Source organism: Bacillus sp. GW823-FHT06A10 (genome assembly GCF_058795375.1).
Genome location: NZ_JBXAHT010000001.1, coordinates 1,022,744 through 1,042,163 on the forward strand (window position 1 = coordinate 1,022,744; position 19,420 = coordinate 1,042,163).

16 protein-coding genes and 1 riboswitch are annotated in these 19,420 nt (G+C 34.2%); of the genes, 12 read left to right on the forward strand and 4 right to left on the reverse strand.

Annotation, left to right across the window (positions count from 1 at the left end; translation table 11 throughout):
• Positions 1-23 precede the first annotated feature (23 nt).
• Positions 24-968 (forward strand): 2-dehydropantoate 2-reductase, encoded by a 945-nt coding sequence (gene panE, locus AC1Q8M_RS05350; protein WP_001221913.1) that lies wholly within the window; start codon positions 24-26, stop codon positions 966-968.
• Positions 969-1,032: 64 nt separating this feature from the next.
• Here panE and AC1Q8M_RS05355 read toward each other — a convergent pair whose 3' ends face one another.
• Complete coding sequence (locus AC1Q8M_RS05355; protein ID WP_000031873.1) at positions 1,033-1,161, reverse strand: hypothetical protein; 129 nt, start codon at positions 1,159-1,161, stop codon at positions 1,033-1,035.
• Positions 1,162-1,300: 139 nt separating this feature from the next.
• Positions 1,301-1,447: riboswitch (cyclic di-AMP (ydaO/yuaA leader) on the forward strand.
• A 144-nt stretch (positions 1,448-1,591) separates the two neighbouring features.
• Between AC1Q8M_RS05355 and AC1Q8M_RS05360 the strand changes: the two genes are divergently transcribed.
• The 5 genes from AC1Q8M_RS05360 to AC1Q8M_RS05380 all read left to right on the forward strand — a co-directional run bounded on the left by AC1Q8M_RS05360 (position 1,592) and on the right by AC1Q8M_RS05380 (position 8,016).
• Complete coding sequence (locus tag AC1Q8M_RS05360) at positions 1,592-3,418, forward strand: APC family permease (RefSeq protein ID WP_000254901.1); 1,827 nt, start codon at positions 1,592-1,594, stop codon at positions 3,416-3,418.
• A 598-nt stretch (positions 3,419-4,016) separates the two neighbouring features.
• Positions 4,017-5,177 (forward strand): non-hemolytic enterotoxin NHE subunit A, encoded by a 1,161-nt coding sequence (gene nheA / locus AC1Q8M_RS05365; protein ID WP_000751828.1) that lies wholly within the window; start codon positions 4,017-4,019, stop codon positions 5,175-5,177.
• 37 nt (positions 5,178-5,214) lie between these two features.
• Positions 5,215-6,423 carry a non-hemolytic enterotoxin NHE subunit B gene (gene nheB / locus AC1Q8M_RS05370; protein WP_000162968.1) on the forward strand — a complete coding sequence of 403 codons (1,209 nt, stop codon included), beginning with the start codon at positions 5,215-5,217 and terminating at the stop codon, positions 6,421-6,423.
• Between the two features lie 107 nt (positions 6,424-6,530).
• A complete protein-coding gene (nheC, locus tag AC1Q8M_RS05375) occupies positions 6,531-7,610 on the forward strand; it encodes a non-hemolytic enterotoxin NHE subunit C (RefSeq protein WP_033657501.1) in 1,080 nt (359 codons plus the stop codon).
• A gap of 226 nt (positions 7,611-7,836) precedes the next feature.
• Positions 7,837-8,016 carry a hypothetical protein gene (locus tag AC1Q8M_RS05380; RefSeq protein WP_000060529.1) on the forward strand — a complete coding sequence of 60 codons (180 nt, stop codon included), beginning with the start codon at positions 7,837-7,839 and terminating at the stop codon, positions 8,014-8,016.
• A gap of 193 nt (positions 8,017-8,209) precedes the next feature.
• Here AC1Q8M_RS05380 and AC1Q8M_RS05385 read toward each other — a convergent pair whose 3' ends face one another.
• Positions 8,210-9,985 carry a M60 family metallopeptidase gene (locus tag AC1Q8M_RS05385; protein WP_000378337.1) on the reverse strand — a complete coding sequence of 592 codons (1,776 nt, stop codon included), beginning with the start codon at positions 9,983-9,985 and terminating at the stop codon, positions 8,210-8,212.
• 1,213 nt (positions 9,986-11,198) lie between these two features.
• Here AC1Q8M_RS05385 and AC1Q8M_RS05390 point away from each other — a divergent pair.
• From AC1Q8M_RS05390 to AC1Q8M_RS05405, 4 genes are all read left to right on the forward strand, one after another.
• Positions 11,199-12,428: an aminopeptidase gene (locus tag AC1Q8M_RS05390; protein ID WP_000141976.1), complete on the forward strand. Its 1,230-nt coding sequence runs from the start codon at positions 11,199-11,201 to the stop codon at positions 12,426-12,428.
• 142 nt (positions 12,429-12,570) lie between these two features.
• Entirely contained in the window at positions 12,571-13,941 is a 1,371-nt protein-coding gene (locus AC1Q8M_RS05395; RefSeq protein WP_001012290.1) for an alpha/beta hydrolase family protein, read from the forward strand.
• Positions 13,942-14,333: 392 nt separating this feature from the next.
• Positions 14,334-14,918, forward strand: coding sequence for a TetR/AcrR family transcriptional regulator (locus tag AC1Q8M_RS05400; protein WP_000710980.1), 585 nt, complete (start codon positions 14,334-14,336; stop codon positions 14,916-14,918).
• Positions 14,919-14,980: 62 nt separating this feature from the next.
• Positions 14,981-15,604: a GNAT family N-acetyltransferase gene (locus AC1Q8M_RS05405; protein ID WP_001071936.1), complete on the forward strand. Its 624-nt coding sequence runs from the start codon at positions 14,981-14,983 to the stop codon at positions 15,602-15,604.
• A 275-nt stretch (positions 15,605-15,879) separates the two neighbouring features.
• On the opposite strand, the gene AC1Q8M_RS05410 is transcribed toward AC1Q8M_RS05405, so the two are convergent.
• Together AC1Q8M_RS05410 and AC1Q8M_RS05415 are read right to left on the reverse strand one after the other, a co-directional pair.
• Positions 15,880-16,191, reverse strand: a complete 312-nt coding sequence (locus AC1Q8M_RS05410; protein WP_000637518.1) for a heavy metal-binding domain-containing protein — start codon at positions 16,189-16,191, stop codon at positions 15,880-15,882.
• A gap of 91 nt (positions 16,192-16,282) precedes the next feature.
• Positions 16,283-16,936 carry a CPBP family intramembrane glutamic endopeptidase gene (locus AC1Q8M_RS05415; RefSeq protein WP_001009301.1) on the reverse strand — a complete coding sequence of 218 codons (654 nt, stop codon included), beginning with the start codon at positions 16,934-16,936 and terminating at the stop codon, positions 16,283-16,285.
• A 640-nt stretch (positions 16,937-17,576) separates the two neighbouring features.
• On the opposite strand from AC1Q8M_RS05415, the gene AC1Q8M_RS05420 reads away from it, so the two are divergent.
• Entirely contained in the window at positions 17,577-18,167 is a 591-nt protein-coding gene (locus AC1Q8M_RS05420; protein ID WP_000169649.1) for a TetR/AcrR family transcriptional regulator, read from the forward strand.
• Between the two features lie 263 nt (positions 18,168-18,430).
• Positions 18,431-19,378, forward strand: coding sequence for a DNA-binding transcriptional repressor DeoR (gene deoR / locus AC1Q8M_RS05425; protein ID WP_000409787.1), 948 nt, complete (start codon positions 18,431-18,433; stop codon positions 19,376-19,378).
• Positions 19,379-19,420 lie beyond the last annotated feature (42 nt).

The window sequence follows — 19,420 nt, forward strand, 5'->3', positions numbered from 1 at the left end:
TATTTTGAAAAGGGGGATGCTGTATGCGGATTTTAGTATTAGGCGCTGGTGGAGTCGGAGGATTTTTTGGTGGCAGATTAGTCGAGAAGGGAGAAGATGTCACGTTTCTTGTTCGTAGTAAACGGAAAAAACAATTAGAGGAAAGAGGACTTGTAATCCGAAGTGTTAACGGGGATTTTTCCTTCCGACCGAAATTAATAACGAAAGAAGAGCGAACTTCTCCATTTGATGTCATTTTATTTTCAACAAAAGCGTATCACTTAAACGAGGCAATTCAAGATTTGAAGCCGTTTGTTGGCGAAAATACTGTAATCATTCCATTGTTAAATGGTATCGCTCATTTATCGCTATTACAAAAAGAATTCGGCGAAGAAAAAGTAATTGGCGGTTTATGCTTTATCGAGACGACGTTAAACAATCAAGGAGAAATTGTACAAACTAGCGCTGCCAACAGACTTGTGTTTGGAGAAATTAAGTCTCAAAATTCAGAGAGAGTAAAGCATATTTCTAAAGCATTTTCAGGTACGAAATCTAGTTTTGTTTTAAGTGAAAATATTACGCAAGATATGTGGCATAAATATTTATTTATTACTGTAATGTCAGGTGTGACAACGTTAATGCGTGCACCAATTGGACCAATCCGTGAAAGTGAAGGCGGCCGTGATTTTATCCGTAATGTGTTTGAGGAATCTGTACAAATCATGAGAGTATTAGGAGCTCCAGTAAAGGCTAATATTGCCCAGGAACATATGAAAACGATTGATAAAATTTCGTATGATATGAAGTCATCAATGCAACGTGATATGGAAAAGGGTTCGTTTATTGAAGGGAAGCACTTGCAAGGATATTTACTGGATGTAGCAGAGAAATTTTCTATAGCGGCACCATTATTAGAATCTATATATCAAAATTTAAAGGTGTATGAAGAGATGACCTTTAACAAATCTGTAATAGAATTAGATGTATGAAAAAATAAAAAAGATAGCAATATATAAGTGTATTGCTATCTTTTTTATTTTTTTGTATGACAAATTATTTATTTCTTTTCGTTCTATCTGTCAAATTTATTTCCTGTTCACGTTTACCATATAACTGATTAATTTCATTTGCTACTGCATCTAAATATGAATCGGAAAAAATAGGCTTCTTTTCTTTAGACATATGGGTCTCCTTTGCGGATTTTTAATATTCATTATGTATATTTCTCAGCGGATTATGCGCAATCATTTTAATTTTTTTCTTATTAAAAATTTTTGTTTACTTTTTGAAAATAAAGGAGTATTATAATCCACAGTTTCAATTTTCTAAATCGCTGAAACCGCATGGTACGGGGGACCCGTTTTTACGGATTAGTACATAATCCGATGGGGTGAATCCTTGAAAAAGGTAGGGCTACTCATAGGCCCGAATCCGACAGCTAACCTCGTAAGCGTTATATTGAGAAGGAAGGTGGAGCTTGTGCGACAAAAAAAATAATGTCTACAAGTCTATTTCGCTATGGCTTGTAGACATTTTTTGTTTTCTGAAGAAATAGTTTACTGGCTGTAACAAGCAGAAAAGTTCGTACAAAATTATTGGAGAGTGGACAGCATTGGTTTCATCTATTAAAAGATTTTTAATTGGAAGACCGTTAAAATCAACAGAGCTTGGAGAACAAAAGCTTAATAAAACGAAAGCTTTAGCTATTTTATCTTCTGACGCATTGTCATCAGTTGCTTACGGTCCAGAACAAATTTTAATTGCTTTAGCAGGTGTGGGAGCGATCGCTTATTGGTATTCCATTCCGATCGCTGTTGGGGTATTAGTATTATTGACAGCCCTTATTTTATCTTATCGTCAAATTATTTTTGCTTATCCGCATGGCGGGGGAGCGTATGTTGTATCAAAAGAAAATTTAGGGATGAATCCAGGCTTAATTGCTGGAGGATCTTTATTAGTCGACTATATTTTAACTGTTGCGGTAAGTGTATCTGCAGGTACAGATGCGCTAACATCTGCTTTTCCTAGTTTACATGCACATAATGTAATCATTGCGATTATATTTGTTATATTTATTACCATCTTAAATTTAAGAGGAGTAACGGAATCAGCTTCTGTTTTAGCATATCCTGTTTATTTATTTGTTTTAGCCCTATTTATATTAATTGGTGTAGGCATATATAATATTTTGACTGGTCACGTTTCACCAACTTTACACACGCCGATCGGAACGCCGGTTGCGGGTATTAGTTTGTTTTTACTGTTAAGAGCATTTGCATCAGGTAGTTCTGCTTTAACAGGTGTTGAAGCAATTTCAAACGCAATTCCGAACTTTAAAGATCCTGCGCCAAACAATGCTGCAAAAACATTGCTTGCAATGGGTGCATTACTTGCTGTGTTATTTTCAGGAATTGTATTTTTAGCTTATTATTACGGAGTGACGCCGAGTAAAGAAGTAACAGTTGTTTCTCAAATTGCTGAACAAACATTTGGACGTAATTTCATGTACTATTTCATACAAGGTACAACAGCTTTAATATTAATTCTCGCAGCTAATACAGGCTATTCTGCATTTCCTTTATTAGCGGTTAACCTCGCAAAAGATAAATTTATACCGAGAATGTTTACGATTAGAGGAGACCGTCTAGGTTACTCAAACGGTATTATAATACTTGGAGTTGCTTCGATTATATTAATTGTAGCTTTCCAAGGACAAACAGAACATTTAATTCCGTTATATGCAGTAGGGGTATTTATTCCATTTACACTTTCTCAAACAGGGATGGTATTAAAGTGGCTTCGCGAAAAACCTGAAGGATGGGTTTTAAAATTAACGGTTAATTTAATTGGTGCAGTTATTAGTTTTATCGTAATGAGCATGTTCTTTTTAACTAAATTTGCACAAGTTTGGTCGATTCTTATTTTCTTACCTGCTATTATCTTCTTGTTTCATCGAATTAAGAAGCATTATGATGCAGTGGGTGATCAATTAAGTTTAAAAACTTGTGAACCTCTTATTCCAATTGAGGGGAATGTAATTGTCGTTCCTGTAGCAGGTATGACGCATGTAGTAGAAAATTCATTGAACTATGCGAAATCTCTTTCGGCAGATCAAGTTATCGCTGTATATGTTGCTTTTGACAGAGAAGAGGAAAAGAAATTTGAAGAGAAATGGAAGGTGTGGCAACCTGAAGTAAGGCTTGTTACATTACATTCTCATTATAGAAGTATTATTCAGCCGCTAACGAAGTTCATTGATACAGTGCAATATAAGGCAAGTGAATCGAATTACCGCGTTACGGTCGTTATACCACAGTTCATTCCGAAAAAAGGTTGGCATAACATTCTTCATAATCAATCCAGTTTACTCATACGTGCGTATTTACTTTATAAAAGAAATGTTGTTATTACGACAGTTCCATATCATTTGAAAAAATAAGAAGATTTTTGAAGGATAGCTTCGTGAAAATGAAGCTATCCTTTTTGTGTATATGCTATGCATAATTGCATATGGATTTAAAAATTATATTAATATAATTTTATCGGTTATTTGCAAGTAGTGTTTTCTGTTGTGATATATAGATATTTCAATCGATAAAGTGAATCGGATTATATTTTGAAATAAGGACATGAAAGCTTGAAAATAAAGGGAATGAAAATACTTCTTTACGTTATATAAACAGCTGTGTTTAAATGACCTTACAGTACAAAACATATATGAAAACAAAACGAAATTTCATATTTACGCATGTTGTTTAGTTTAAAATGAATAATATTTTTAAGTAATATATTCACTATGTGAATGTGAGAATTTCGATGAAATAGAAAATTTATACAATGTTATTCATACTAAACACATATGAAAAATAATAAAATGTTTTGTGACGATAAGTAAGTACTGTAGCAATACGAGAGAGGTGGTTCATACATGGATCACGGTGAGAACGTTCTCTATTTTAATCATCTCAAATTATGGGCAAGAAAATAGAATAATAAAATGCGATAGTAATAGTTGCTAATACATAGGAGGAGTTAAAGTGAAAAAGACTTTAATTACAGGGTTATTGGTTACAGCAGTATCTACGAGTTGCTTCATTCCTGTAAGCGCTTACGCTAAGGAGGGGCAAACAGAAGTGAAAACAGTATATGCGCAAAATGTAATTGCTCCAAATACATTATCCAATTCAATTAGAATGTTAGGATCACAATCACCGCTTATTCAAGCATACGGATTAATTATCTTGCAACAGCCAGACATTAAGGTAAATGCGATGAGTAGCTTAACGAATCATCAAAAGTTTGCAAAGGCGAATGTAAGAGAATGGATTGATGAATATAATCCGAAGCTAATTGACTTAAATCAAGAAATGATGAGATACAGCACTAGATTTAATAGCTATTATAGTAAGCTCTATGAACTAGCAGGAAACGTAAATGAAGATCAGCAAGCAAAAGCAGATTTTATGAGTGCATATGGAAAATTACAATTGCAAGTACAAAGCATCCAAGAGAGTATGGAGCAAGATTTATTAGAGTTAAATAGATTTAAAACAGTATTAGACAAAGATAGTAACAACTTATCAATTAAAGCCGATGAAGCAATAAAAACACTGCAAGGATCAAGTGGAGATATTGTGAAATTAAGAGAAGATATTAAAAGAATTCAAGGGGAAATTCAAGCTGAACTAACTACTATTTTGAATAGACCTCAAGAAATCATTAAAGGTTCTATTAATATCGGTAAACAAGTATTTACAATCACAAATCAAACTGCACAAACGAAAACAATCGATTTTGTTTCTATCGGTACTTTAAGTAATGAAATTGTAAATGCTGCAGATAGTCAAACGAGAGAAGCAGCTCTTCGCATTCAACAAAAGCAAAAAGAGTTATTACCACTTATTCAAAAGTTATCACAAACTGAAGCAGAGGCGACTCAAATTACATTCGTTGAAGATCAAGTAAATAGCTTTACAGAATTAATTGATCGTCAAATTACAACTTTAGAAACGTTATTAACGGATTGGAAAGTTTTAAATAATAATATGATTCAAATTCAAACAAATGTTGAAGAAGGCACGTATACAGACAGTAGTTTACTTCAAAAACATTTCAATCAAATTAAAAAAGTAAGTGATGAAATGAATAAGCAAACAAATCAATTTGAAGATTACGTTACAAACGTTGAAGTACATTAAACAGAAAAATAATTAGCGATATAGGGAGAGAAGAAAAATGACAAAAAAACCTTATAAAGTAATGGCTCTATCAGCACTTATGGCAGTATTTGCAGCAGGAAATATTATGCCGGCTCATACGTATGCAGCTGAAAGTACAGTGAAACAAGCTCCAGTTCATGCGGTAGCAAAAGCTTATAATGACTATGAAGAATACTCATTAGGACCAGAAGGCTTGAAAGATGCAATGGAAAGAACAGGTTCAAATGCTTTAGTAATGGATCTGTACGCTTTAACAATTATTAAACAAGGTAATGTTAACTTTGGAAATGTATCGTCTGTTGATGCGGCTTTAAAAGGGAAAGTAATTCAGCACCAAGATACAGCTAGAGGAAATGCGAAGCAATGGTTAGATGTATTAAAACCACAGCTTATTTCAACAAATCAAAATATCATTAACTACAATACGAAATTCCAAAACTATTATGATACTTTAGTTGCTGCAGTTGATGCAAAGGATAAAGCGACTCTTACGAAAGGCTTAACTAGATTATCAAGTAGTATTAATGAAAATAAAGCACAAGTGGATCAGTTAGTAGAAGACTTGAAGAAATTCCGAAATAAAATGACTTCGGATACGCAAAACTTCAAGGGTGATGCAAATCAAATTACATCTATATTAGCTAGTCAAGATGCAGGGATTCCGCTTCTGCAAAATCAAATTACAACGTACAATGAAGCAATTAGTAAATATAATGCAATTATTATCGGTTCATCTGTTGCGACAGCTCTAGGACCAATTGCAATTATCGGTGGTGCAGTAGTTATTGCTACGGGCGCAGGAACACCGCTAGGAGTAGCATTAATTGCAGGTGGTGCAGCAGCTGTAGGCGGTGGTACAGCTGGAATCGTATTAGCGAAGAAAGAGCTTGATAATGCACAAGCAGAAATTCAAAAGATAACAGGACAAGTTACAACTGCGCAATTAGAAGTAGCAGGATTAACGAACATTAAAACACAAACAGAGTATTTAACAAATACAATTGATACTGCAATTACAGCGTTACAAAATATTTCAAACCAATGGTACACAATGGGATCAAAATACAATTCTTTACTTCAAAATGTAGATTCTATTAGTCCAAACGACCTAGTTTTCATTAAAGAAGATTTAAACATTGCGAAAGATAGCTGGAAAAACATTAAAGACTATGCAGAAAAGATTTATGCTGAAGATATTAAAGTAGTAGATACGAAAAAAGCATAATTGAATACGAATCGTTAGAGCGTTAAGTGTTGATGAATGATTTGAAGCTCCTGTTCAGTTGTGAGCAGGAGCTTTTGATATCCTTATAAGGAGAATAGGTGAAAAATATGCAGAAAAGTTTTTATAAAAAATGTCTTTTAGCGGTAATGATTGCTGGGGTGGCAACAAGTAACGCATTTCCTTTACATCCTTTTGCAGCAGAACAAAATGTAAAGGTGCTACAAGAAAATGTGAAAAACTATTCTCTTGGACCAGCTGGATTCCAAGATGTAATGGCACAAACGACATCAAGTATATTTGCAATGGATTCATATGCAAAATTAATTCAAAATCAACAAGAGACGGATTTAAGTAAAATAAGTTCGATTAATAGTGAATTTAAAGGGAATATGATTCAGCATCAAAGAGATGCAAAAGTTAATGCAGCATATTGGTTAAATAATATGAAGCCTCAAATTATGAAAACGGATCAAAATATTATAAATTACAATAATACTTTTCAATCGTATTATAATGACATGTTAATAGCGATTGATCAAAAGGATAGCGGAAAATTAAAAGCGGATTTAGAAAAGTTGTATGCGGATATTGTAAAGAATCAAAATGAGGTAGATGTATTATTAGGGAATTTGAAAGCTTTTCGCGATAGAATGGCGAAAGATACAAATAGTTTCAAAGAGGATACAAATCAGTTAACAGCGATATTGGCAAGTACGAATGCTGGTATTCCAGCTTTAGAGCAACAAATAAATACATATAACGATTCAATTAAAAAGAGTAATGATATGGTCATTGCTGGTGGCGTACTTTGCATAGCATTAATAACATGTCTTGCTGGCGGGCCAATGATTGCGGTTGCGAAAAAAGATATCGCAAATGCAGAAAGAGAAATCGCTAATTTAAAAGATAGAATTTCAGGAGCGCAAGCAGAAGTCTTAATTTTGACTGATGTAAAAAATAAAACAACAAACATGACAGAAACAATTGATGCAGCAATTACAGCACTACAAAACATATCAAATCAATGGTATACAGTAGGTGCAAAATATAATAATTTACTACAAAACGTAAAAGGAATTTCTCCAGAAGAGTTTACGTTTATAAAAGAAGATTTACATACAGCGAAAGATAGCTGGAAAGATGTAAAGGATTATACAGAAAAATTACATGAAGGTGTGGCAAAGTAAACAGTGGACTAGTTCTGCTGTTTATTTTTTTATCCTGTTTTTTGTGAGAGTTGAACTTGCAATTATATATAAGTTTGTCATGTATTTTTATATTTTTTATAAATTCTAAAAGGACATTCCCTATTGTTGGTATGATAGACAGAAACTGTTTTTTTAGAACAGGAGACAATAAATAGGGAAAATAACATTAGGATTATTAGTTATATTTCTACTTATATTTATGTACATGTCTTTAGTAGGAGATGAGAATAAGGGTTCCTTAACTCCTAATCTGATTTCAAAGGAAAAATATTTAGAAATTGATTCTGTTGCTGGAGGTACATTTAGAGATTATGGTCAAGAAGCAGAAGCAGTGTTTGAAAAACTAAGTAGTCAGAAAAATGTTGAAACAAAAAAGATTTTTTGAGGAAGAAATTTTTGAAGAATCATTATAGACTTTTACTTTATTAGTATTAACTGAAACTTATTCACTTAATTTCCTATCAGAAATTATAAAGTGAAAACAGAACATGAAATACGCAAAAAATATCACAGGGCAGATCCTCAAAATATTTCAAAATCCACCCTGTGATCATATACTCATTTACAAGTGAAAATAATTAATACCCTAAAATATCTACTTCAGCTGCTGAAGCAAATCCATTCTGTCCTTTCGTTACTTCCACTTTTACATACTTTGCAGTAACTGGGGTAAATGTTGCCGTTTTCTTATCACTATTATTTTCCCATGTTCCTGATGATATTTTGTCATACGTAATGCCATCTACACTCGTATAAATATTGTAAGTTAAAATACGGCCATTTTCTGACCAATCTTGCCTTGGAAGATATGCCAATTGTGAAATGGTACGTGTATCACCAAGTTCTAGTGTCAAATTGTAAGGATATTGATTTGGTGTCCAAGTACTATGCCAAAATGTATCTGTTTTTCCATCTATCGCCTTACTAGCTGAGCCCGTTGATTCCTCACTATTTGCACTTGCCTTCATTATTTTTTTTGACAATACAGCAAGTGGTTTAACAGGTTTAGCATCCGTCGCTTCCCATATAGGTGCAATTAATGTTGGGGTGTTTAAAGCTTCTACTTTTTGTCTCGTTTCTTGTGTTGCTTTCAATCCCCATTTATCAAAGAATGGCAGTACATTTTGTTTTGCTATTTTCGATGTATTGTAAATAAATGCCTGTATTTTATCCTCGTCTGTTTTGGGAAGTTGATCTTCAGGTATCTCACGATATAATTTGTGGAGATTTGGATAAAAATCATCCCCATATGCCAAATGAAGTTGCCAAAGCATAACAAGTTTTACAAACAGGTCGTCAATATTTTTATATTCTTTATTTGTTTGGTTTAAATACGCAAAAGCTCTATTATAATCTCCCTCTGTATCTAAACGTGTTGGTATATTTGGGTATATTTTTTTGAATGCAGCTAATGAATATAGATTATTCGTTACTTCACCCATACCTCTTAAATCATTCCACGTCCATGGATATTGTTGTCGTGCATGTCCCGCTTCATGCATTTGTCCCCATCCAAACTCATTTACATTTAAAGTACTTTTGATAGCTTCACCAGCAGTCGTAAAGACGGCTCCATCCCAACTTGCATACATGCCCCAACTTTGTGCGTTAGGATTTTCTACAAAGGCCCAAATACGACGAGTTGAACGATGTAAAGGATTAGGATCCGTTTCAGATAGCCCTGCTAACTTGTCTTGCGCTCGAATCATATCATCATATTTATTTAATAGGGGCACAGGATCTTGATTTACAATATATTTATTGGCACTATCACGAGTTACAGTTAGTACGGCTCGTTCTGATTTCAATTGTACTGCATGTGCATTTGGATAGTTGTTCATCATGGCAATCCAGTCAGCTTTTGTGTGTTTCCCTAATACAAAGAAAGGAATAGGACTACCGCCTTGCGTTACTTGCACCTTAACTGTTCCTGTGCTTTGAAAATTATCTAACCCTAATACGCCGCCGTTTGGTGAAGAGATAGTATTAGAGCCTGGAGAAAGATCAATTTCTTTTCCCCATTCTTTATCATATTGATGTGTCCCAATAATGGCTCTAATCTTTTGCGTTCCTGATACTGTAATTGTAACCTGTTCATTAGGTTTCACATATATGCCTGTTGGCATATAATTTTTTTGCTCACTTCTTTTTTCTCTTTTTGCTTCATCCCAAAAACTTCCTGTACCTGGAAGGTCAAACTCTCTTTGTTCAAATTGAGTTGCAGTTTGTGCAGTTTCTGCATGCACATCTAAATTGTTTGACATAATAGGTGCAAATAACGTGGTTGCTAAAATAGCGGATGTTGCAAACACCTTTATAGTTTTTTGTAATCTACAATTCTTTCTGCTGTCCATATAGATCAGTCCTTTCGTTCAAATTCATTAATTACTTATATACGAAATATCAGCTTTTTCATTAATGCCGAAAGTGGATTTTTTAAATTTGCACTTATTAAAAAAATTTGATGATATTTTTAGATGAGTAAAAAAAGCATAGTAACATTTCAAGTTCTCTTCCTGATTAATTTAGAAACACATTACCTTCATTGATTTTTTTAATCACTCCTCCAAGTAAACATTTAAGATAAATGTCCTATCTCAAAGCTCCTTTCCTAATTTTGGGATTACGAATTAAGTATAATTCAAAAATAAAGTTATACAATTGAGAAAAATTAAAATGTTAAAAATTTACACTCTCGCAAAATTTTTAACATTTACTAAAAAATATTTGTTATAGAGAGGAGATTCACATACCCATCAAGCTAAACTTTTGAAATATCCCCAAAACTAAAATTCTATCTCTTCATAATTACTCATAAAAATCCGGTTCAGTTTTCTCGTTTTGTGGCAACAATTAAACTCTTAACTTGATGGGCATGTGGTGTTACCTCTAGGAGATATCTTCATCTAGATAGGATAATATAAACATGAAAAAAGATTGGTAAAGTGGAAACATGTTTGTTTATTGGCAAAATGAATAAAAAGATAGCCCTCTTGCAGATAAATGTAGGGGGTATTTTTGAGCAGTAATTTCGTATCCATGTGTGCGTAAAAATCTTTTCGTTATCGCTCCCTTTGATAGAATCCATGTTCATATAGTTTTTTTTACCCAATTTTTTAAAAATTAAATTTTACGACTTGATAATTCGTTTGAAATGATTTAATCTTATATCAAATGATATGTTTATCTATCAAAAATAACTTTATAAAGAGAAAGGAGTGATTGAGAATGTTAAACGCCACATTGATGGAAAGCCTTTAGGTGCAGCAACATTGAAAAGATTGGGAAGAAATGAGTGAGCTTTCACAATAAAGAACTCTATAATTTGTTGTAGTGTTTGATACCTTCGATTAGATTTTTTGAAAAAAAACCAATATTATTTGAATCAAAGTTTAGAAAGTAAATATATGAGTAGTAGAAAAAATCCATTAGTTGTTATCATGTCTTGATGAAAAATGTAAAAAATAGGAAAGAGAAATTCTGAGAAAACCTGTTCAGAAAGTATGGTATGAAAGCAGGTTAGTGAGGGGAATTCAAAACCAATTTGATAAAAGCGAGGTAAATAATATGACTTTTGAAGAAAAATTACAAGCATATGCAGAACTTACGGTGAAAATCGGTGTCAATATTCAACCAGGGCAATACTTATTAGTCAATACATCAGTAGATACATTGGATTTCGCCCGTATAGTTGTCAAAGAGGCTTATAAGGCTGGGGCAGGGCGTGTTCATGTTAATTTTTCGGATGAAGAAATGGAACGTGCGTACTTTGATCATGCCTCAGATGAAGAATTTAATCGCTTCCCAGAGTGGATAGTTAAAATGAATGATGAGCTAATCGAACGTAAAGGAGCACTATTAATGATAGATGCTACAGATCCTGATAAATTTACAGGTATTTCATCTGATCGTCTAGTTACCTATCAAAAGGTAGCAGGAGCTGCTCTGAGAAACAATCGCAACGCCGTAATGAAGGATTCAATAGCTTGGTCGATGGTAGCAGTTCCTTCACCAAAGTGGGCATCGAAGGTGTTCCCGGATTTAGCAGCTGAGGATCAAGTACCAGCATTATGGGAGGCTATTTTTAAAGCTGTTCGTATTGGTGAAGGCAATGCTATTGAAAAATGGCGTGAACATGTAGAGAATTTAGAATCTCGTGCGGTCCTACTGAACAATAAAAAATATATGAAGCTTCACTATACAGCGCCAGGAACTGATTTAACAATTGCATTAGCACCACAGCATAAATGGATTACTGGAGGTGGTAAAACTCCTGATGATACTATCTTTATGGCTAATATGCCGACAGAAGAGGTGTATACGTTACCGATGAAACAAGGGGTAAATGGCTATGTAAGTAATACAAAACCATTAATTTATCAAGGAAATATTATTGACGGCTTTAAACTTACATTTGAAGAAGGAAAAATTGTTAAAGCTGAAGCACAGGTAGGACATGATTTATTACAGGAGCTTATTAATGTGGATGAAGGCTCTTGCTATTTAGGTGAAGTAGCACTTGTACCACATGAATCACCAATTTCAGCATCGGGAATTTTATATTTTAATACATTGTTTGATGAAAATGCATCGAATCATTTAGCGATTGGTAAAGCTTATCCAACTTGCTTAGAGGGTGGAAGAGATTTAGAAAACGATCAGCTTGAAACGTTAGGTGCAAATATTTCAGTAACACATGAGGACTTTATGATTGGTAGCAGAGAGATGGACATCGACGGTATTCTATCAGATGGAACTGTAGAACCAATTTTCCGTAAAGGTAGCTGGGCATTTTAAGTTTTTAATTTGAATAAAGGAGTAGAGTGGATGAAACGATTAGCATAATCGGTGCAACTATATAGGTGTTTCCTCTGCTTTTGCTCAAACTGAAAACTACCTCTTTAATTAGAAGTAAAATGCATGCAAAGGAGATATGCCAATGAATTTCTGGGAAGTTGTTTTGATAGTTTTGAATTTTAGTCTATTAAGTTGGATACTGTTAGTAGGAAGAGAAACGAAAAAGTGGTCTAAATTAGCTACTTTGGTTGCCGTTGTAATGGTTACAGTTCAGCTATTGGCAGAAGGTTTTAGATGGCAGATGATTCCGGCATATGTATCCCCAGTTATCTTAATTTTATGCTATTTATTAACGGTGCGGAAAAAGGGCTTTAGAAGTTGGGGTATATTCATAGTTAAGGCTTCGTTGCTATGTATCTATTTGTCTGTAGCAGTTGCGCTACCCTTACTTATGCCAGTATTTTCATTTGAAGAACCAACTGGCCCACATAGGGTCGGTACGAAGGTATATCATTGGATTGATCATCAGAGAAATGAACCATATTCGAAAAATCCAACCGATCGGCGCGAACTGATGGTGCAAATTTGGTATCCTGCAGCTGAAAAAAGCAAGGGGGATCCAGAACCTTATATTCGTAACATAAATGAGCTCTCCAAGGGATTGGAAAAAACATTGTCCATTCCTGCATTTGCATTCAGCCACATGGAATTGGTAAAGTCTCATTCGTTTATGGATTTACAACTCTCAGACTCAGAGAATCACTATCCCATATTACTTTTCTCTCATGGTTTTAATGGTTTTCGTAATCAAAACACGTTTCAAGTTGAGGAGTTGGCTAGTCAAGGGTACATTGTTCTAAGTATCGATCATACCTTTGATGCTGCAGCTACCGTCTTTCCAGATGGTCGAACTGCTTACGTACAGCCCATCAATTTAACTGATGAAGGGGATAGTCACATAAAATTATGGGAGGAAGATGTCAGCTTTGTCCTTAATCAGATAGAAAAACTTAACCAAAATGATGAGACCGGCTTCTTTACAGGAAGACTGGATACATCGCGAATTGGAATGTTTGGCCACTCTTACGGTGGAGCTACCGCAACACAAATACTTGCAAAAGATTCTCGTGTCAAAGCAGCTATCAATATGGATGGTACATTGTATGGAGAAATTTTTCCTGAAAGTGGAATTGGAAAACCGTTTCTGCTCATGAGTGCAGAAGAGCCTGATGAAGCAGATCCCTATGAAGTGAGGGAGCGATACGGACGTGGGTTAGCTGGTGGTGGTATGTCAATGCTCATTCCTCATACGGATCATACAAGCTTCACTGATTTACATTTGTTCTCCCCTGTGTTGCAGAGCCCAGGTGAAAATCCAAAGGAAGTTCATCGTATTATCAACGAATTCAGTCTGGCATTTTTTGACCAGTATGTAAAACAGAAGGATGACGGCTCCACCCTTAAAAGGCTGATGACCAAATACCCGGAAGTGAATTTTAAGGAAAACCGATAACTTTATGCAGAAAGTAACTTCATTATAAAATATTCAGTAATTAAATGAAGTGCAAACGGATTTAATAAAAGTAGAAAAATTACTGTAATTATTAATTCGCCATGAAAAATCCAGATAAGGTAATCATTTTCTCTACTAAGAAAGCGATTCGTACCATTTCCTTTGGCTTTTGTATTTATTACATTAAAGAATTTAATTTCTTCATCGTTATCTAAATAATGAAATGCTAAAAATGAAACATTCAAAGTACTATCAGTTTCAGTAATATAATTCTTTTTGAAAAGCTACATTCAGCAGCTGGACACTTTATTTTAAATTGTTTATTATAATATCAAATGATATATTTATCTATCAAAAATGACGACTTTATACAGAAAAAGGAGAGATTGACGATGAAGAAAGACTTGTCAGCGTTGAAGGAAGCGAGATTTAATGCAATTCTTGATTCGGCTACTATATTGCTTGTTGAAAATCCTACTGCTTCGATGAATGAAATTGCGGAATATGCGGGAATTGGAATTGCTACACTCCATCGCTACGTCGAAAGCAGGGAGAAATTGATGCTGTTCTTGGGCCATCGGGCTATCCAACTGGTAAGTGATACTGTAAACCAGATTCCACTGGATGAGGAAAGAAGTGAAAACTATATCCCGGAACTCATTGAAGCGTTAATCCCTTTAGGTGACAAAATCTATTTTCTAGGTCATGATGCATCTGTATTTAACAACAAAGAATTAGGTGAAGCAGAAGAGAAGCTGAGGGAACCCTTACGACGCGTTATTGAACTGTTACAACAAAGAGGTTACTTTCAGCAAACGGTTAGTAGCGAATGGATTTTAAATACGCTTTATGCTCTGCTTTTCCATACCTGGGAACAGGTACATGAAGGAAATGTGGCTAAAAAATCTGCCGCAGAGCTTGTTTTAAATACATTTTATTATGGTTTCAAAGCTAAGGATGAGTTGAGAGGAGAGTGAACTGATTTAAATCTATGATAATTAATATCAATAATATAGAAAGTGAAAAGGAGCAATAGAAAATGAATCAAATCTCTATTGTAAAGGCTGTTCATCAGTCCATGGTCGGCGCCCAGCTAAATGTAATGGCATTGGAATACATGGCGTTTCCGCTTGCAGGATCTGAGGAGAAGAACACAGTCGAAGGGATATTTTGTAGGCTATGGCGGCAGGGGAACAACCGTTTTAGTCATCAATACGCCTATGAAGCTCAAATGGACGGGAAAACTTTAGGGATGATTACTTGCTATCCCATACCCGTCTTAAATCGTCTTGCCTGGCCCACTTTTAAACAACTGCTTTCGTTCCGAAAGCTGGGGTTTGTTGTTTATAACATTCTGAATATCAAAATGCTTTATTCCATGTTTACCTTGAAGGAGGGAGAAGATGACGAGTTTCACATCGGAACAATTGCCTTACTGCCCGAAAGTCGAGGACTAGGGATAGGTACCAGACTACTTGAGTTTGCCGAGGAACAAGCTTCGCTGCAAGGCTTTTCCAAATGCTCTCTGACAGTAAAGAAAGAGAACCAACTTGCAATTAAATTGTATCAGAGGATAGGCTACCAGATTACAGGTGAAATCAATAAACCAAAGTTATCGTTGTACAGAATGGTCAAAAACGTAGAACCTTACAACCGTTTATAAAAAAGTTGTACAGTATTAGGGTAACGCCACATGCCCATAAACTTAAGGATTCAAAATTACCCCAAATCGAAAAAATGGACTTTTTGCACAAGTTAACACAAGATTTTTAGCTTGATAGTGATGGGGCCTCTATATAAAAAAACACAGTTTACACTCAAACTGTGTTTTTCGACGTACAATGATTTATCAACATCTCTTTATTCTTTAAAATCTGCAACAGAACCAGGATTCCCCCTCAAAGTATAAATTCGAAGGGGAACCGTTTTTTTATTTACTTATATACGTACAGCTGTACCACTGACAGCAACCATTAACATTCCATCACGAACAACTTCGTAATCTACGTCAATACCAACGATAGCGTTCGCACCTTTTTCTTTTGCAAGTTCTTTCATTTCGCCCATTGCAATATCACGAGCGTCTTTTAGCTTACTTTCATAAGCACCAACACGGCCACCGACAACATCACGAACGGAAGCGAATACATCGCGGACAATATTTGCACCCATAATAGCTTCACCATTTACAATATCAATATACTCAATAATCTCTTTACCTTGAATTCCAGAAGTTGTTGTTACAATCATGACTGACACTCTCCTAATATATTATAATTTTTGATTAGCTTTCTTATGCCATAGAAAAAGTATTTTTGGCACTAGAAACAAGTCTAGTTTCTTACAGAATGAAACCAAGGCAATTGTTTAACATGTGTATCGCTATAACATATGCAATGGATCTTTTAGAAATAAGATAAGCCGCAGTAAGTATCAACGATCCAGGTAAATAAATAGCAATATCCGAAAGTTGGTTCGTATGAAGAAGTGTAAAAATCATAATCGAAATGATAGATGCAATAGCAGTACCAATATGGTAAGAAAAACGATTTATTAATATGTGGCGAAACACAATTTCTTCAAGTATTGGACCCAGAATACCAAATACAAGCAATGTAAATACAAGAGGTACCTCTGCACCAGTTTCAAGGAGCTGCTCTTGGTTCTCTGGTTGACCAGTTGCTAGAAAATACATAACACACTGTTCCACAATTAACGTAAATAAAACTACCATAGGAATACTTACTATTTTCAAAATTGTCTTCTCTTTAAAATAAGTAAAACTTTCAATAATTTCTTTCCTAAAGCAAATGATTCCTACAATAGCAGGTACAGTAAAACCGATGGCACTAAGAACAAATTCTGATTCAACTAAATTGACATTAGCTAAAAGTGATATGCCAAATAGTATGTACAAGCCAATTTGAAATGGTACAAACAGTGTAAAGATTATTAGCATAATGATTTCTTTTTTATTCATTTTTATAAAGTTCACTGTATTGCCCCCATAATTAAATTACCTATAATTTTTGATTTTTCTTTCTGCATAACGCTCTCCTTCTAAATATATTTATATAAGATTCTAAACCGGACGGTTCGGTCTGAATCGAAATCTAATGATACTACAAGTTTCTAGTTTTTTAAACCCTTTTTATAAAGTATTAACAAAATCAAAATGGAAAAAAGCAAATATATTTATATTTCAGTTGCTTTGTTACAATTTAATTCCAGTAATCATTAATGGTTAATCTTTTATAGAATGAAGTGAAAGTGGGGGTAGTTCAAACAATTTAGCTAAACATATTAATAAAAATTATATATAATAATCATATGTCTATACGTTAAAATTAACTATATATTTTTACAACTCTACGATTTTAGATAAAATTAGTTGTATAATATGACTGAATTAAACAATTGGTCATGTTATTTTGACAGAAAATTCACTTAAGTTATATAGGTAATACAATTTGATTAACTTCTTTTCAAACTGTATTGTTTGAGGTTTCCATAAGATAGGAATTGATAAGATATTTCTGTTCCAAACTTATTTATACTTACAAAAAAATTAAGAAAATAGAGGGTAAACATTACCTAGAATATTAGGATCGTTTTCATTAGGAGGATTACAAAGCATGACTAAAGTTGATAAGGTTAAAGAAAAAATTATTGAAACATCTTTATATTTATTTAATACTAATGGGATAACTCGCACATCCATCCAGGATATAATGACAGCTACTGAACTACCTAAAGGATCTATTTATCGTAGATTCAAAAGTAAAGAAGAAATTGTCCTTGCTGCCTACGACAAAAGTGGTGAGATTATGTGGAGTCATTTTCATAAAGCAATGGAAAATAAAAAGACAGCAATTGATAAAATCCTTGCAATTTTCCTTGTATATCAAGATGCAGCTAATAATCCTCCTATTGCTGGAGGCTGTCCATTACTTAATAGTGCCATTGAAAGTACTGGAGTATTTCCAGAATTACAAAAAGCAGCAGCAAAAGGTTATGATGATACAGTAATGTTAATGGCTTCTCTCATAAAAGAAGGAATAGAGAAACAAGAATTTAAAGAAGATGTAGACATTATATCACTCGCTTCCTTTCTTGCATCTTCAATGGAGGGGGCTATTATGGCAAGTCGAGTATCTAACGATAATATACACCATCATTATTTTATTGAACAAATAAAACATCATCTTTTCTCCTATTCTAAATAAGTGAGAACTTGCATTGCTTTCATTTAACTTTTATAGACTTAAATTGAATAAACACCCCTCATAAACAGTATCTTCTGTTTATGAGGGGTGTTTGAATAGTTTTTAGACGATGGTTTATGTTTCTTATTGAACGGTTTCATTGTATATAATAAGTGGAATAAAAGTTCAGTTAGATAAAATTCGGTAGTCGAATTTTTTTGCATAAAGCTGTATAATGCTTGTAACGAAAGGGAAATACAGGAAGGGATTTGTAATGAGTTACTATGGAAAAAGATAAACAACAATTAAGCGTTGAAGTTGCAAGATTATATTATCAATCAGATTATAGTCAGCAAGAAATTGCTAACAAATTAAATATTTCAAGACCGACGATTTCTAGATTGTTAAAGTACGCGAAAGAAAAAGGGTTTGTTCAAATTAGCATCGCCGATCCATTTGCGGATTTAGATAACGTTGGGAATTTACTGAAAGAAAAGTACAACTTGTTAGAGGCACATGTTGTGTTTTCTCCAGTACCGGAATATGCAACGATTACAGAGTATATAAGTAAATATGCTGCTGAGTATATGGAAAAGACGGTTAAAAACGGTGATATTGTTGGTGTAAGCTGGGGAATGACGATGTATGAAATTGCTAGAAAAATCGTACCGCAACATGTAAAAGGGGTAGAGGTTGTCCAGCTAAAAGGTGGCATTAGTCATTCGAGTGTAAATACATATGCGAATGAGACGATAGCTTTATTTGCAGATGCTTTTCAAACGACGCCAAGAAATCTACCTCTTCCAGTTATATTTGATAATGCAGTGACAAAAGAATTAGTAGAGCAGGATCGACATATTCATCACATTATCGAAATGGGGAAACAAGCGAATATTGCAGTTTTCACTGTAGGAACAGTGCGAGACGAAGCGCTGTTATTCCGATTAGGTTATTTCGATAAGGATGAAACAAGTTTACTCAAAAAACAATCAGTCGGTGACATTTGTTCACGTTTCTTTGATGGAGACGGAAATATTAGTAGCGAAGAGATTAATCAGCGTACAATTGGAATTGAGTTAGAGGAACTGAAATTAAAGAAACGCTCTATTTTAGTTGCAGGTGGTAATAGAAAAATAAAAGCAATTGATGGTGCGTTACGTGGCGGGTATGCAAATGTATTAATTATCGATCAGCATACAGCAAAAGAACTGTTACATTATCAAAAAGGTTAGAAATAAAAGGAGTTCTCAAAATGTTAATTTTGAGAACTCCTT

What these genes read in the sequence shown, in the direction of transcription:
- AC1Q8M_RS05405 (WP_001071936.1), top strand. Translation starts at nt 14,981, where the DNA reads ATGAATCAAATCTCTATTGTAAAGGCTGTTCATCAGTCCATGGTCGGC.
- deoR (WP_000409787.1), top strand. Translation starts at nt 18,431, where the DNA reads ATGGAAAAAGATAAACAACAATTAAGCGTTGAAGTTGCAAGATTATAT.
- nheC (WP_033657501.1), top strand. Translation starts at nt 6,531, where the DNA reads ATGCAGAAAAGTTTTTATAAAAAATGTCTTTTAGCGGTAATGATTGCT.
- AC1Q8M_RS05400 (WP_000710980.1), top strand. Translation starts at nt 14,334, where the DNA reads ATGAAGAAAGACTTGTCAGCGTTGAAGGAAGCGAGATTTAATGCAATT.
- AC1Q8M_RS05420 (WP_000169649.1), top strand. Translation starts at nt 17,577, where the DNA reads ATGACTAAAGTTGATAAGGTTAAAGAAAAAATTATTGAAACATCTTTA.
- nheB (WP_000162968.1), top strand. Translation starts at nt 5,215, where the DNA reads ATGACAAAAAAACCTTATAAAGTAATGGCTCTATCAGCACTTATGGCA.
- AC1Q8M_RS05380 (WP_000060529.1), top strand. Translation starts at nt 7,837, where the DNA reads ATGTCTTTAGTAGGAGATGAGAATAAGGGTTCCTTAACTCCTAATCTG.
- AC1Q8M_RS05355 (WP_000031873.1), bottom strand. Translation starts at nt 1,161, where the DNA reads ATGTCTAAAGAAAAGAAGCCTATTTTTTCCGATTCATATTTAGATGCA.
- AC1Q8M_RS05395 (WP_001012290.1), top strand. Translation starts at nt 12,571, where the DNA reads ATGAATTTCTGGGAAGTTGTTTTGATAGTTTTGAATTTTAGTCTATTA.
- panE (WP_001221913.1), top strand. Translation starts at nt 24, where the DNA reads ATGCGGATTTTAGTATTAGGCGCTGGTGGAGTCGGAGGATTTTTTGGT.
- AC1Q8M_RS05410 (WP_000637518.1), bottom strand. Translation starts at nt 16,191, where the DNA reads ATGATTGTAACAACAACTTCTGGAATTCAAGGTAAAGAGATTATTGAG.
- AC1Q8M_RS05390 (WP_000141976.1), top strand. Translation starts at nt 11,199, where the DNA reads ATGACTTTTGAAGAAAAATTACAAGCATATGCAGAACTTACGGTGAAA.
- AC1Q8M_RS05385 (WP_000378337.1), bottom strand. Translation starts at nt 9,985, where the DNA reads ATGGACAGCAGAAAGAATTGTAGATTACAAAAAACTATAAAGGTGTTT.